The organism is Desertibaculum subflavum (genome assembly GCA_003576705.1).
Taxonomy (GTDB): Bacteria; Pseudomonadota; Alphaproteobacteria; order Ferrovibrionales; family Ferrovibrionaceae; genus Desertibaculum; species Desertibaculum subflavum.
Map to the genome: position 1 here is coordinate 1 of QOZS01000006.1, position 13,822 is coordinate 13,822.

Genomic DNA, 13,822 nt, shown 5'->3' on the forward strand with positions numbered 1-13,822 from the left:
GCCCGCGCCGGGCCGGCGCCGGCGCGGTTCGCTCGTCACCACCATCGGCTCGCGCTCGACCCGCCGCGGCTCGGCGCGCAGCGGGCGCGGCGGCGGGCGATAGGTCAGCGGCTCCAGCGCCTCGCGCGCGATGCGCGAGGTCACCTTGCGCGACTCGTGCCCGTAGGCGTTCATCAGCGCGTTGTCGCACATGATGTTCAGCCGGCGTGGATAGCCCTCGGCTTCGCGCAGCAGCACGCGCAGGGCGCCCGGGGTGAACAGCTCGGCGACAGTTCCGCCGGCGGCGGCGATGCGATGCTCCAGGTAGCGGCGGCTGTCGTCCGGGCTGAGCGGCCCGATGCGCGCGCGCACGGCAATGCGCTGGTTGAGCGGCCGAAGCTCCGGCCGGTCCAGTATCTCGTCGAGCTCGGGCTGCCCGACCAGCACGACCTGAAGCAGCTTGGCCGTCCGTGTCTCGAAATTGGATAGCAGCCGAAGCGATTCCAACGCATCGACCGGCATGGTCTGCGCCTCGTCGATCGCGACCACGACCGAACGGCCCTGCTCGAGCCGGCGCAGCAGCGCCGCCTGGATGTCGGCGACAAGGCGTCCGTGATCCGAAGTCTCCGGCGGCGTGGTGTCTTCCGGCGCGAGCTCGCTGCGCAGCGTTTGCAGCAGCTCGGACGCGCTGTGCACCGGCTGCACCAGATGGAGCACGTCAGCATTGTCCGCGCTGACCTGATCGAGGGCGTGGCGCAGCACGGTCGTCTTGCCGACACCCACCTCGCCCGTAATGGTGACGAAGCCCTTGCGCGCCATGATGCCGTATAGGATCGCCGCCAGCGCCTCCTGGTGCGCCGCGGTCAGCATCAGCAGCCTGGGATCCGGCGTCACCTGGAACGGCGCGGCCCGCAGCCCGAAATAGCCTTCATACATAGGGGCACTCCAGCGACACGGATGCCCGGTCGGCACGCTGTCCCTAATCTATGGTGCAGTGCAATAGTTCCGCGTGACCACATCCGGACAATTCGGTGACCGCATCGCCCGGCGCCCTGCAGCCGGAAATTTGCAGCTCGAGTTCGCTGACACAGCCATACATTGCGCAAAGCCGGCCGCCCCCCGGCTGTCGATTGGATTTACAGAATCCGCCGAAGCGTCTCTTCTTCGCAAAATAACCATCTGAAAAAATTGGTTAGCAATCGTCGGCACAAAAGTTGCTTAACCAAGAAATTTTGAGGGAGTGGGGACATGCCGCGCTTTACGATGTTAGCGACACTTGCCGTCGCTTGGTTGTTCATTGGCCTCAGTAGTGCTCAGGCTGGTGTTGTCTTCAACATGACGGGGGTCTGTACCTCGGCATTCTGCGGATCCACCGGACAGAATCCGGGCGATCCCATCTCGGGCTTCGTCGAGTTCGAGAATTTCGACGCCGCACCCAACGGGTCCTTCCTGGTTCCCACCAACTATCACTTGGAATTCGGCAATGTGGTGCTGACCACTGCGATCACCAGCTACTTCCTCAAGGGCGGGCACGACACGTTCCAGAAGATCGACGATCAGCATATCGGCCCCGGCGACTTCAAGGTCTGGGGCAACCCGATCAACCTGGCGATTATCTTCGTCGGCAATTGCTTCGGCTGTGCGGCCAACGACTGGGCCTATGGGTTCTCGCCGGGATCGTTCGGCACCTTCGAGTTCACCCGCGAAGGCAGCTCGGAGGTTGTGGAGCCGGCCTCCATGGCATTGCTCGGTGTGGCCCTGCTCGCCTTCGCCGCATGGCGCCGCCGTCCGGGGCCCTGAGGGCGGAAGCCATCGGCTGGCTCCGGCGGCGCCCGCAGGCGCCGTTCGCAAAAGCGAATCCCGCTGTTCCGCTGAAGCCGCGTTGCGGTAGTTTCGCCGCAACGCGGGTTCAATCGGACAACAGAGGGAAACGCTCATGGCTGAAGCTTATATCGTCGCCGCGGCGCGCACGGCCGGTGGCCGTAAGGGCGGCCGGCTGAAGGACTGGCACCCGGCCGATCTCGCCGGCAAGGTGCTGGACGCCCTGGTCGCGCGCAGCGGTGCCGACCCGGCGCTGATCGAGGACGTGATCATGGGCTGCGTCGGCCAAGCCGGCGAGCAGGCCTTCAACATCGCGCGCAATGCGGTGCTCGCCTCCACACTGCCGGAATCGGTGCCGGCAACCTCGGTCGACCGGCAATGCGGCTCCTCGCAGCAGGCGCTGCATTTCGCCGCCCAGGCCGTAATGTCCGGCAGCATGGACGTGGTGATCGCCGCCGGCGTCGAGAGCATGACGCGGGTGCCGATGGGCCTGCCCGTGATCGTGCCGGCCAAGGCGGGTTTCGGCTTCTACAAGAGCCCGAAGATGGAAGCGCGCTATCCCGGCATCGAGTTCAGCCAGTTCACCGGCGCCGAGATGCTGGCGAAGAAGCACGACCTCACCAAGGACGAGCTCGACGCCTTCGCCTATGAGAGCCATCGCAAGGCGATCGCCGCGACCCAGGGCGGCCGTTTCAAGGACGAGATCGTGCCGGTGGAGATCACCACGCCCGAAGGTGCCAAGGAGCAGCACACCCAGGACGAAGGCATCCGCTACGACGCCAATCTCGACGCCATGCGCCAGGTGAAGCTCTTGGCCGAGAACGGTCGTCTCACCGCGGCGAGCTCGAGCCAGATCTGCGACGGCGCCTCGGGCTGCGTCGTCGTCAACGAGAAGGGGCTGAAGGCGCTCGGTGTTCAGCCGCTCGCCCGCATCCATCACATGACGGTGGTCGGTGGCGATCCGGTCATCATGCTGGAAGCGCCGATCGCGGCGACCGAGAGGGCGCTGAAGAAGGCCGGCATGAAGATCGACGATATCGATCTCTTCGAGGTCAACGAGGCCTTCGCCTCGGTGCCCAAGGCCTGGCTCAAGCAGACCGGCGCCGATCCGGATCGGCTGAATGTCCATGGCGGCGCCATCGCGCTCGGCCATCCGCTCGGCGCGTCGGGCACCAAGCTGATGACCACCCTGGTGCATGCGCTCAAGGCGCGCGGCAAGCGCTTTGGGCTGCAGACGATGTGCGAGGGCGGCGGTCTCGCCAACGTGACCATCGTCGAACGGCTCTGAGAAACAAGAATAGCGGGTGCCGGCTCGACCCGGCGCCCGCCAACGATCCAGGGAAACGTCCATGCAACTCGACAAATCCATCGCCGCCGTAATCACCGGCGGCGCGTCCGGCCTCGGCGAAGCCACGGCGCGGCTGCTGGCGAGCCACGGCGTCAAGGTCGCGATCTTCGACATGAACGACGCCAAGGGCGAAGCCGTTGCGAAAGAGCTCGGCGGCGTGTTCTGCAAGGTCAACGTGACCTCGGATGCCGAGGTCGATACTGCCTTCGCCAAGGCGCGGGGTGCCATCGGGCAGGAGCGCATCCTGATCAACTGCGCCGGCACGGGAAACGCCTTCAAGACCGCCTCGCGCGCCAAGGGCACCGGCGAGATCAAGCATTTCCCGATCGACCAGTTCGACCGCATCATCCAGATCAACCTGGTCGGCACCTTCCGCTGCATCGCCAAGTCGGCCGCCGGCATGCTGACCCTGCCGCTGCTGGCGAATGGCGAGCGCGGCGCCATCGTCAACACGGCGTCGGTCGCGGCCGAGGACGGGCAGATGGGCCAGGCCGCCTATTCGGCCTCCAAGGGCGGCGTGGTCGGCATGACCCTGCCGATTGCTCGCGATCTCTCGGGCGAAGGCATCCGCATCAACACCATCCTGCCCGGCATCTTCAACACGCCGCTGATGAACGGCGCGCCGCAGAACGTGAAGGACGCGCTGTCCGCCTCGGTGCCGTTCCCCAAGCGGCTCGGCGATCCTTCCGAATATGCGTCGCTCGCGGTCGAGATGTGCCGCAACAGCTATTTCAACGGCGAGGACGTCCGCCTCGACGGCGCCATCCGCATGGGACTGCGCTGATGGAGGTTTCGCTCAAGGGCCGCACCGCGCTGGTCACCGGCGCCAGCCGCGGCATCGGTCGCGCCATCGCCATCGCGCTGGCGCAATCCGGCGCCGATGTCGCGGTCAATTACCGCCGCGAGAAGGCCGCCGCCGACGAGGTGGTGGCGGCCATCACCGCCCTCGGGCGCAAGGCCAGGGCCTATGCCGCCTCGGTCGAGAGCGTCGAGGACGATGCCCGCATGGTGGCGGAGGTGGTGCGCGATTTCGGCGGCATCAGTATCCTGGTGAACAATGCCGGCATCGCCTCGCGCGGCCAGTCGGTGGCCGATACCGATCCGGCGGAACTCGAGCGCGTGCTGCGCGTGCACGCCATGGCGCCGCATTTCCTCTCCAAGCTGGTGCTGCCGCATATGCGCAAGGAAAAGCGTGGCGACATCATCATGATCTCCAGCGTGGCGACGCAGAGCCTGGCCGCCAACGGCGCGCCCTATTCGATGGGCAAGGCGGCGATGGAGGCGCTGGCGCTGACCTTGGCGAAGGAGGAGCGCAAGCACGGCATCCGCACCAACGTGGTCGGTCCGACCCTGACCGATACCGAGATGGGCCGCCGCCTTGCGCAGGCTCGGACCGGGGTCAAGAACATCCACGAGCTCGATGACCAATATCCATTCGGCCATGTCTGCAGCCCGGAGGAAGTGGCGGCCGCGGTGGTCTATCTGGTCTCCGATGCCAACCCCTATGCCAACGGCCAGAAGCTCTACATCAACGGCGGCGGCTGAAGCCGCGCAGAGGCAGTGACATGAAAGTTTCCGAAGCTCTGGCGAGCCGCATCTCGGCCCGCGCCTTTCTCGACAAGCCGGTCGAGAAGGAGAAGATCATGGCCATTCTCGAAGGCGCCGCCCGCGCGCCTTCCGGCGGCAATTTGCAGCCCTGGCATGTCTGGGTCATCGCGGGCGAGGAGTTGGCGCGGTTCAAGGCGCTGATCGCCGAGCGGATGAAGACCACCCCCGGCGGCGAGGAGACCGAGTACCACATCTATCCGCCGAACCTGAAGGATCCCTACCGCTCGCGCCGCTACAAGTGCGGCGAGGATCTCTATGCGACCATCGGCATCGGTCGCGACAACAAGCCGGCGCGGCTGATGCAGCTTGCCAAGAACTACCAGTTCTTCGGCGCGCCGGCGGCGATGTTCTTCGCCATCGACCGCGACATGCAGGAGGGCCAGTGGGCCGATCTCGGCATGTACATGCAATCGATCATGCTGCTGGCGCGCGAATACGGCCTGCACACCTGCCCGCAAGAAGCCTGGGCGCGCTGGCACAGCGCGATCCGCGAGTTCGTCGGCATGCCGCCGGAGCTGATGCTGTTCTCCGGCCTTGCCATCGGCTACCTGGACGAGGCGCACCCGATCAACACGCTGCGCACCGACCGTGCGCCGTTCGACGAATACGTTTCGTTCCGCGGCCTCTGAGGCGCGCCGCATGCAGCTCGCCAAGCCGCGCTTCGATGTCGGGCTGTTCACCAACCGGCTGGAGCCGATGCTGGCCTTCTACCAGGGCGAGCTCGGCCTCAGCTTCGACCACATGCTGCCGCTCGGACGCGGCCTCCGGCAGCATCGGCACGACGTCAACGGCTCGGTGCTGAAGATCAATCACGCGCGCGACCCGCTGCCGGTGGCGGCCCCGGCGGGCTGGCGCGAGCTGTTGATCGCGCGGCCCGGCATCGCGGTGCCGGAGCAATTGCACGATCCGGACGGCAACGCTGTGACCCTGGTGCCGCCGGGCCATCACGGCATCACCGGCATCGCCATCCGCTTGGCCGCACGCGAGCCCGATTGGCACCGCGATTTCCTCGGCCGCATCCTCGCCCTGCCGGCGCAAGGCGAGGACGGCTTCCGGCTCGGCGACGGCGTGATCCTGCTGGAGAAGGATGCGGCGGCGGCGGTCGACCTGGCGATGGACGCGAAGGGCTTCCGCTACATCACCATTCAGGTGATCAAGGTGGATACGGAGCATGCCGCGATCCTGGCGCGCGGCGGTCGCGAGGGCCGCGCGCCGCAGACGCTCGGCAGCACGGCGCGCATCTCCTTCGTGCGCGATCCGGACGGCAACTGGATCGAGATCTCGCAGCGCGCCTCGCTGACCGGCTCGCTGGATCAGGGCTGAAGCGCGAGCCGCGCCGCCGCTTCCGCCTCGATACGCGGCCAGGCATAGAGCATCGGCACGACGCGCCCTTCCGCCCAGTTCGCCACCTGGTCGGCATAATGCGGGCTGCCGGGATGGCCGGACGCGCCGTGGAATACGCCCCAGAGCGAGTTGTCGAAGCCGCCGACATCGATGACATAGCGCGCGATCGGCCCGTACGCGGCCTCCATGCCGCCGGCACAGAAGGCGCCGGTCGCGCAGACCGTGTCGCCATCGCCGGCGACGGACGCGGCGGGCGGATCGAGCAGTGCGGCGGCATCCGGAAAGCAGGTGGAGAGCGGATGCACGAAACGCGGCCGGTGCACCTCGCCCCAGGGCTTCGGCGCGCCCGCCCCGTCTACCTCGTCGAGCGCCGCAGCGATCGCCTCGTCCCAGCTTGCGCCGCCGAGCAGCGCGCTGTCGTCGCGGCGCAGCAGGCCCGGCAGGGTCCACCAGAGCTGGTTGAGCGGCGCCACGCCCGGCGCCACGGCAAGCAGCGGATCGCGCGCCGCGCGCGCGAGGCCGGAGCGCTCGGCCAGGATGCGCGTCATGGCGCGACGCACGGCGTAGTAGGCGGTCGCCGCGGTCGAGCTGCGCTCCATGCGGCAGTCCCAACCAGCGATCAGATCACGCAGTGGCGAGTGCGGCGCCTTGGCGATGCGGTCGCGCAGCTCGCGCGCCGGCACGCTCGCCACATCGGTGTGCAGTGCGTTCATGTCCTCGACTGTCGCGGCGTCGAGTGCTCTCAACCGTTCCAGAATGCGCCGGGCGCGATAGGGCGGATGGCAGTCGGTGGTCAGATAATCCGCGTGATCGTCGGCGACGAAGCGGTTGTTGGCGGTGACGATGACGCCTTCGGGCGGATCGATGTTGCGCGGCATGCGCTCGAACGGCACCGCGCCCTGCCATTCATGCGCGCCGGTCCAGCCCGGCACCGGCAGCCACCCATTGCTGCGCGGGCGCACCGGCACCACGGCGCGCACCAGATGGCCGATACGGCCCGAGATGTCGGCGGCGACCAGGTTGTGGTCGATCAGGCCGAAGCCGCGCGTCGCCTCGAACAGCGCGTCCACCGAACCCGCGCGCATCATCGGCTCCATGCAGGCGAGCGACAGGTCGGCCGCATCGAACTGCACCGATTGCAGCGTCACCGCCGCGCCGCGCGCCGGATCGCCCGCGATCACCGGGCCATGATGCGTCGACTGGACGATGACGCGCGCGGCCGCGGCGCTGCGTACGGAAATTGTCTCCTCCCGCCGCGCGACGGCCCGCCATTCGTCACGGAACCGATAGCGCTCCCCGCCGGCATCGAACCGCTCGACGAACAGGTCGTGGATATCGGCAAAGGCATGGGTGACGCACCACGCGACCTTGCCGTTATGGCCGTAATGCGGAAAGCCCGGCACGCCCGGCACCGTCAGGCCGATCACATCGAATGCGTCGCAGGCGACATGCGTCTGCGCGTACATGCCGGGAATGTCGAAGGTGCGGTGCGGATCCCCGGCCAGGAGCGGCCGGCCGCTCGCCGTGCGCTTCGGCGCCAGCGCCCAGTTGTTGCTGCCGCCGCCGGTGGCGTCCGCCGCGCCGAGTGCGGCGACCGCCTCCAGCGCCGGGGCGAGATCGGCCAAGGTCGCGACCCAGCGCTCGGCCTCGATGCCGGTCGGCATGCAGAGCAGGTCGCGGCCGCCATCGTCGTAGCGCAGCTTGCCGATGTTGTCGGGGCCGATGGCGCGCAAAGCGGCGGCGCGCCACAGCTTGAACCAGACCGATCCCATGAGGAATCCGCGCTGGCGCATCACCGCGATGCCGGCCCAGGGCTCCCAAAGCTCCGGCGCGGCGTCGAGCAGGCGGTATTCCACCGGCGCCGGTCCGCGCGCGATGCAGGCGTTCACGCCGGCGGCATAGGCTTCCAGCATGCCGCGCGCCGCCGGGGGCAGGGCGGCGAAGTCGCGCTTCGCGGCGCCGAGCGCGTCGAGCCGGCGCGCAAGCTTGTCGGCAGGCAGGCCGGACGGCCCGGCCCATTCGGCCCAGCGGCCGACCGCGCGGCGCAAGGTCGATTCCATCTGCCAGAGCCGGTCCTGCGCATGCGCGAAGCCGAGCGCGAACCAGGCATCGGCCGTACCGCGGGCGCGGATATGCGGAATGCCCCAGGGATCGCGGAAGATCTCCGCCTTGCCTTCCAGACCCGCGACCCTGAACTCGCCCTGCGTCTCGGGCACCGCCGCCCGCGCATCCGCCACCGTGATCGACGCCATCGCCACTTGCCCCTTGTCGAAGCCGATCTTGCCTCAGGCCGGGTGGTCGCGCCACAAACGGCACGTCGCTTGCAGGCCGGACGGGCCGATGCCTAAGGTTCGTGCAGGATGCTGCGCTTTCTGATTCGCCGCCTGATCGTCGCCCTGCTGGTCGCCGCCACGGTGCTGACGCTTGCCTTTGCCCTGACCCGGCTGTCGGGCGATCTCGCCATTTCCATCGCCGGCCCGAACGCGACCCAGCAGGATGTCGAGCTGGTGCGCAAGGCCTATGGGCTCGACCGGCCGCTGATCGTGCAGTTCGGCAGCTGGGTGGGGCGCGCGGCGGTCGGCGATTTCGGCGAGAGCTACTTCTTCAAGCAGCGTGTCGCTTCGCTGATCGGGGAACGCATGCCGATCACGGTCACTTTGGGCCTGGTCGGGCTCGCCATCGCGCTCGCGATCTCCCTGCCGCTCGGCGTGCTGGCCGCGGCGCAGGAAGGCCGCCTGGCCGACCGCATCGTGCAGGGCATCACCCTGATCGGCCAGGCGATGCCGAGCTTCTGGCTCGGCCTCATCCTGATGATCCTGTTCGGCATCCGGCTCGGCTGGCTGCCCGTCTCCGGCACCGGCTCGTGGCAGCATTTCGTCATGCCCGGCATCGTGCTCGCCTTCACCGCGGTGCCGGCGCTCACCCGGCTCACCCGCAGCGGCATGATCCAGGCGTTGTCGTCGGACTACATCCGCACCGCGCGGGCCAAGGGGCTGTCGCGCCTTTCCATCCTGCTGAAGCACGCGCTGCGCAACGCGGCCATCCCGGTCGTCGCCATCGCGGCCGTGCAGCTCGGCTTCATGCTCGGCGGCTCGATCGTGATCGAATCCGTCTTCGCGCTGCACGGCGTCGGCTTCCTCGCCTGGGAGAGCATCGGCAAGAACGACTTCCCGGTGGTGCAGGCCGTGGTGCTGGTCCTCGCGGTGATCTATGTCGGCCTGACGCTCGCCGCCGACCTCGTCAATGCGGTGCTGGACCCGAGGCTGCGCGGACAATGACCGACATTGCCGTCGTCTCCGTCACCACCGCGGGCCCGCGCCGCGGCTGGCGCTCGCTCGGCACCTGGCTCGGCGCCGCCGTGGTCGGGATCACGCTGTTCGCCGCCATCTTCGGCCCCTGGCTGGCGCCACACGATCCCTTCACCCAGGACCTGACCCGGCGTCTGCTGCCGCCGTTCTGGATGGACGGCACCGATCCGGCCCATCCGTTCGGCACCGACCAGCTCGGCCGCGACTATCTCTCGCGCCTGATCTACGGCGCCCGCATCTCCATGCTGATCGGCATCGCGGTCACCATCACATCCGGCGTGATCGGCATCGTGCTCGGCGTGATCGGCGGCTTTGCCGGCGGCAAGGTGGACGATGCCGTGCTTTTCGCCATCACCTGCCGCCTTTCCATCCCCGTGGTGCTGGTGGCGCTGGCGGTGGTCGGCCTGCTCGGCAGCTCGCTGACGCTTCTGGTGCTCACGCTCGGCCTCTTGCTCTGGGACCGCTTCGCCGTGGTGGCCCGCAGCACCACCATGCAGGTGCGCAATCTGGATTTCGTCGCCGCCGCGTGGTGCGCCGGCTGCTCGCGCGGCTACATCCTGGCCCGCGAGGTGCTGCCCAACATCGCAAGCCACCTCGCCGTCGTGGCGACGCTCGAGATCGCGCTGGCGATCCTGCTCGAGGCGGCGCTCTCCTTCCTCGGCCTCGGCGTGCCGCCGCCCTTGCCCTCCTGGGGGCTGATGATCGCCGAGGCGAAGGAATACATGTTCTTCAGTCCCTGGGTCATCATGATCCCCGGCGTCGCGCTGTTCGTGCTCGTGTTCGGCATCAACCTGCTCGGCGACGGCCTGCGCGACCTGCTCGGCACGGGGGAGCGCAGTTGAGCGAGGCGCTGCTCGACATCGCCGGCCTCAGGGTCACCTTCGCCGGCGGCACCGCCGCGGTGCGCGGCACCGCGATCGCCGTCAACCGTGGCGAGACCCATTGCCTGGTCGGCGAAAGCGGGTGCGGCAAGTCGGTCTCGGCGCTCGCGGTGATGAACCTGCTGGCGCGCGGGGCGAGCCGCAGCGCCGATCGCCTGCGCTTCGCCGGCGAGGATCTGCTCAGCCTCTCCGATACCGGCATGGCGCGGCTGCGCGGCAACCGGATGGCGATGATCTTCCAGGAGCCGATGACCAGCCTCAATCCGGCCTACACGGTCGGCTCGCAGATGACCGAGGTGCATCGCCGGCACAAGGGCAGCTCGCGCCAGGTTGCGACCGACCGGGCAGCGGAAATGCTGGCCCGCGTCGGCATCACGGCACCCGGCATGCGGCTCGGCCAGTTTCCGCACCAGCTCTCGGGCGGCCTGCGCCAGCGGGTGATGATCGCCATGGCGCTGATGTGCGATCCCGAGCTGCTGATCGCCGACGAGCCGACCACGGCGCTGGACGTCACCGTGCAGGCGCAGATCCTGCGGCTGCTCGCCGGCCTGCAGCGCGATCTCGGCCTCGCCGTGCTGCTGATCACGCACGACCTCGGCATCGTCGCCCGCGTCGCCGATCGCGTGTCGGTCATGTATGCGGGCGAAGTGGTGGAAAGCGCGCGGACCAACGACTTGTTCGCCCGGCCGCAGCATCCCTATACGCGCGGCCTGCTCGATTGCGTGCCGGTGCCGGGCAAGATCCGCCCGGGCGAGCCGCTCGGCTCCATTCCCGGCGTTGTGCCGCGCGTCCGTGCCGGCTTCCAGGGCTGCGGCTTTCGCGACCGCTGCGCCTTCGCCATGCCGGAATGCGCGGCGGAGGTGCCCCGCCATGCCGCCGGCGAGGCCCACGACTATCTTTGCCGCTTGGCCGCCGACTGGTCCGGCCTTCGGGGCGCGGCATGAGCGCAACGCCGGCGATCGAGGTCAAGTCGGCCCGCCGCACCTTCCGCACATCCGGCGGCTTGTTCGGAACGGCGCGGGAAGTGGTGGCGGTGGACGACGTCTCGCTGGCGGTGCCGGCGGGCAGCGTGCTCGGCATCGTCGGCGAAAGCGGCTGCGGCAAGTCGACCCTGGCGCGGCTGATCCTGGGTCTGCTGCCCACGACGGCGGGCGAGGTCCTGGTCGACGGCCAGCGCCTCGACGGTATGGACCGCCGCTTCCGCGCCGAGCTGATCCAGCCGGTCTTCCAGGATCCGTTCGCCTCGCTGAACCCGCGCCGGCGCATCGGCGACATCGTCGCCTTGCCGCTGGTCGCGCAGGGCAAGTTCGCCGGCGCGGAGATCGGCCGCAAGGTGGCGGAGATGCTGGAGCGCGTCGGCCTGGCGAGCGACATGGCCGGCCGCCTGCCGGCGGAGCTGTCGGGCGGCCAGCGCCAGCGCGTCGCCATCGCGCGCGCCCTGATCCTGCGGCCCCGCATCGTGGTCTGCGACGAGCCGACCAGCGCGCTCGACGTCTCGGTGCAGGCGCAGATCCTGAACCTGCTGGCCGAGCTGCGCCGCGAGTTCAACCTCACCTATCTCTTCATCAGCCACAACCTGGCCGTGGTCGAGCATGTCGCGACCGAGGTGGCGGTGATGTATCTCGGCCGCATCGTCGAGCAGGCGCCGACGGCGGAGCTGTTCCATGCGCCGCGCCATCCCTATACGCGGGCGCTGCTCGCCTCGGTGCTGACGCCGGAGCCGGGTCTCGGCGTGCCCGATGTGGGGCTCGGCGATATTCTCCCCGATCCGGCCAATATTCCGCCGGGCTGCCGCTTCCACCCGCGCTGCCCGGTCGCGATCGAGCGCTGCGGCAGCGTGGCGCCGCCGCTCTTGGCGGCGGCGCATAGCCGCGTCGAATGTCACCTGGCGGTGGCGGGCGCGGCCTGACGCCGCGCCCGTTTTCGGATCACTTCCACTTGGCGAGGAAGAAGCGCGGCAGCTCGTCCGGATAGGGCTTGAAGTCCAGATCCTTCACGAAGCCGTAGGTGTTCACGTAGGTGTGCATCGGCAGCCAGTAGGCCTGCTCCGTCACCCGCTTGATCGCGGCGGCATAGGCGGCCTGGCGCTTGATCGGGTCGTTGGTCGAGCCGCCCTCGGTCAGGAACTTCTGCAGCTCCGCATCGCGGGCATAGTCGTCGTTCCCGCCGCCGAACATCACCGGCATGATCGCCGAGACGTCGTTGATCGAATAGCTGCCCCAGCTGCCGAGATAGAGCGGGTTCTCACCGCGCCAGGACCGCTGGATGGCGGCCGCCACCTGCAGCTGGCTGACCCGCGCCTTGATGCCGACCGCCTGCAGGTAGTTCTGCACCGCGGCTGTCCAGGGCGGCAGGACATAGCTGACCAGCTCGGTCTCGAAGCCGTTCGGATAGCCCGCCTCGGCCAGCAGCGCCTTGGCCTTGGCCGGGCTGTACTCGTATTTCACCGCCGCCTCGGCGTCGCAGCCGAACTGGGTCGGGAAGCAGGGCGCGGGCGGCACGCGTGAGCCGCCGGTGACCAGCTGCTTGGCGATCGTCTCGCGGTCGATCGCATGCCAGATCGCCTGCCGCACCTTGGTCTTCGTCAGCGGATTGCCGGCGCCGCTGCGCCCGGCGGCGTCGATCGACAGATAGCCGATGCGCATGGATTCGGCGCGCGTCGCCTGCAGGTTGGGCATGCGGGAGACGGCGTCGAACTGGTCGGGATTCATGTTCCACAGCCAGTCGGTGCGGCCGGACAGAAGCTCGGTCATTTCCGTCGCCGCGTCGGGCACGAAGCGGACCGAGATCTTCTTGATCGCGGGCTTGCCCTTCGGACTGCCGGCCCAGTATTCCTCGAAACGTTCGTATTGCAGGCCGGAACCGGTCTCCACCTTGGTTATCTTGTAGGGGCCGGAGCCGACCGGCGCCTTGGCATAGCCTTCGGCGCCGACCTTTTCGCGATAGGCCTTCGGCCAGATCGGCGTGACGAAGGACAGATATTCCAGCGCCGCCGGCGTCGGCTTCTTCATCACGATGCGTACGCTGTAGTCACCCAGCTTCTCGGCCCGGTCGATCCAGGCGTAATTGCTCGGCGTCGCCACCTTGCTGTCGGGGCTGGCCACCGTGTTGATCGTGTAGACCACGTCGTCGGCGGTCAGCGTGCTGCCGTCATGGAACTTGACGCCCTGCCGCAGGGTGAATTCCAGCGTCACCGGATCGACCAGCTTCCAGGCGGTCGCGATCAGCGGCTTCATCTCGAACGTCGAGGGCTCGCGATAGACCAGCGTGTCCCAGGCATGATGCGCCTGGATCAACCCGGTACGTTGCGAGTTGTAGTAGGGGTCGATATTGGGCACCGCGTCGCGGAATACCACCCGCAACGTATCGGCGGATTTCTGGGCCATGGCCGGCCAAACGCCGACCCCCAAAGCCATCGCGATCGTGATACCGGAGAACAGAGCCCGCGCGCGCATCGCTACCCCCTTGCTGCTATCCATCAAGCCTAGGAGCGCCCGCGGCACCCCGGCAAGCCCGATGCAAGGTTCAAGCCG

General features: G+C 68.4%; 13 protein-coding genes. 10 read left to right on the plus strand and 3 right to left on the minus strand.

Features of this window, described 5'->3' with window-relative positions; all coding sequences use genetic code 11:
* Nucleotides 1-915 (minus strand): ExeA family protein (locus tag DT074_RS04435; protein ID WP_119418613.1); only part of this gene is annotated, 915 nt, incomplete at its 3' end.
* A gap of 312 nt (nucleotides 916-1,227) precedes the next feature.
* Here DT074_RS04435 and DT074_RS04440 point away from each other — a divergent pair.
* From DT074_RS04440 to DT074_RS04465, 6 genes are all read left to right on the plus strand, one after another.
* Nucleotides 1,228-1,779, plus strand: a complete 552-nt coding sequence (locus DT074_RS04440) for a PEP-CTERM sorting domain-containing protein (RefSeq protein ID WP_119418614.1) — start codon at nucleotides 1,228-1,230, stop codon at nucleotides 1,777-1,779.
* A gap of 136 nt (nucleotides 1,780-1,915) precedes the next feature.
* The gene (locus tag DT074_RS04445) at nucleotides 1,916-3,088 is read left to right on the plus strand and encodes an acetyl-CoA C-acetyltransferase (RefSeq protein WP_119418615.1); all 1,173 of its coding nucleotides are present in this window, start codon (nucleotides 1,916-1,918) and stop codon (nucleotides 3,086-3,088) included.
* A gap of 61 nt (nucleotides 3,089-3,149) precedes the next feature.
* On the plus strand, nucleotides 3,150-3,932 hold the full coding sequence (locus DT074_RS04450; protein ID WP_119418616.1) for an SDR family NAD(P)-dependent oxidoreductase: 783 nt from the start codon (nucleotides 3,150-3,152) through the stop codon (nucleotides 3,930-3,932).
* Nucleotides 3,932-4,693, plus strand: a complete 762-nt coding sequence (locus DT074_RS04455) for an SDR family NAD(P)-dependent oxidoreductase (protein ID WP_119418617.1) — start codon at nucleotides 3,932-3,934, stop codon at nucleotides 4,691-4,693. The genes DT074_RS04450 and DT074_RS04455 overlap by 1 nt, the downstream gene beginning before the upstream one ends.
* Nucleotides 4,694-4,713: 20 nt before the next feature.
* Nucleotides 4,714-5,385 carry a nitroreductase gene (locus DT074_RS04460; RefSeq protein ID WP_119418618.1) on the plus strand — a complete coding sequence of 224 codons (672 nt, stop codon included), beginning with the start codon at nucleotides 4,714-4,716 and terminating at the stop codon, nucleotides 5,383-5,385.
* Nucleotides 5,386-5,395: 10 nt separating this feature from the next.
* The gene (locus DT074_RS04465) at nucleotides 5,396-6,079 is read left to right on the plus strand and encodes a VOC family protein (protein ID WP_119418619.1); all 684 of its coding nucleotides are present in this window, start codon (nucleotides 5,396-5,398) and stop codon (nucleotides 6,077-6,079) included.
* On the opposite strand, the gene DT074_RS04470 is transcribed toward DT074_RS04465, so the two are convergent.
* Complete coding sequence (locus DT074_RS04470; protein ID WP_119418620.1) at nucleotides 6,070-8,352, minus strand: penicillin acylase family protein; 2,283 nt, start codon at nucleotides 8,350-8,352, stop codon at nucleotides 6,070-6,072. The two genes, DT074_RS04465 and DT074_RS04470, sit on opposite strands and share 10 nt — an antisense overlap.
* Nucleotides 8,353-8,460: 108 nt before the next feature.
* On the opposite strand from DT074_RS04470, the gene DT074_RS04475 reads away from it, so the two are divergent.
* Genes DT074_RS04475 through DT074_RS04490 form a run of 4 tightly spaced genes read left to right on the plus strand, consistent with a single transcriptional unit; the run spans nucleotide 8,461 to nucleotide 12,198 of the window.
* Nucleotides 8,461-9,378: an ABC transporter permease gene (locus DT074_RS04475; RefSeq protein ID WP_119418621.1), complete on the plus strand. Its 918-nt coding sequence runs from the start codon at nucleotides 8,461-8,463 to the stop codon at nucleotides 9,376-9,378.
* A complete protein-coding gene (locus DT074_RS04480; protein ID WP_119418622.1) occupies nucleotides 9,375-10,250 on the plus strand; it encodes an ABC transporter permease in 876 nt (291 codons plus the stop codon). The genes DT074_RS04475 and DT074_RS04480 overlap by 4 nt, the downstream gene beginning before the upstream one ends.
* Nucleotides 10,247-11,233: an ABC transporter ATP-binding protein gene (locus DT074_RS04485; protein ID WP_119418623.1), complete on the plus strand. Its 987-nt coding sequence runs from the start codon at nucleotides 10,247-10,249 to the stop codon at nucleotides 11,231-11,233. The genes DT074_RS04480 and DT074_RS04485 overlap by 4 nt, the downstream gene beginning before the upstream one ends.
* Nucleotides 11,230-12,198 carry an ABC transporter ATP-binding protein gene (locus DT074_RS04490; RefSeq protein WP_119418624.1) on the plus strand — a complete coding sequence of 323 codons (969 nt, stop codon included), beginning with the start codon at nucleotides 11,230-11,232 and terminating at the stop codon, nucleotides 12,196-12,198. The genes DT074_RS04485 and DT074_RS04490 overlap by 4 nt, the downstream gene beginning before the upstream one ends.
* Nucleotides 12,199-12,217: 19 nt before the next feature.
* On the opposite strand, the gene DT074_RS04495 is transcribed toward DT074_RS04490, so the two are convergent.
* Complete coding sequence (locus DT074_RS04495; RefSeq protein WP_368744418.1) at nucleotides 12,218-13,675, minus strand: ABC transporter substrate-binding protein; 1,458 nt, start codon at nucleotides 13,673-13,675, stop codon at nucleotides 12,218-12,220.
* Between the last annotated feature and the right edge of the window lie 147 nt (nucleotides 13,676-13,822).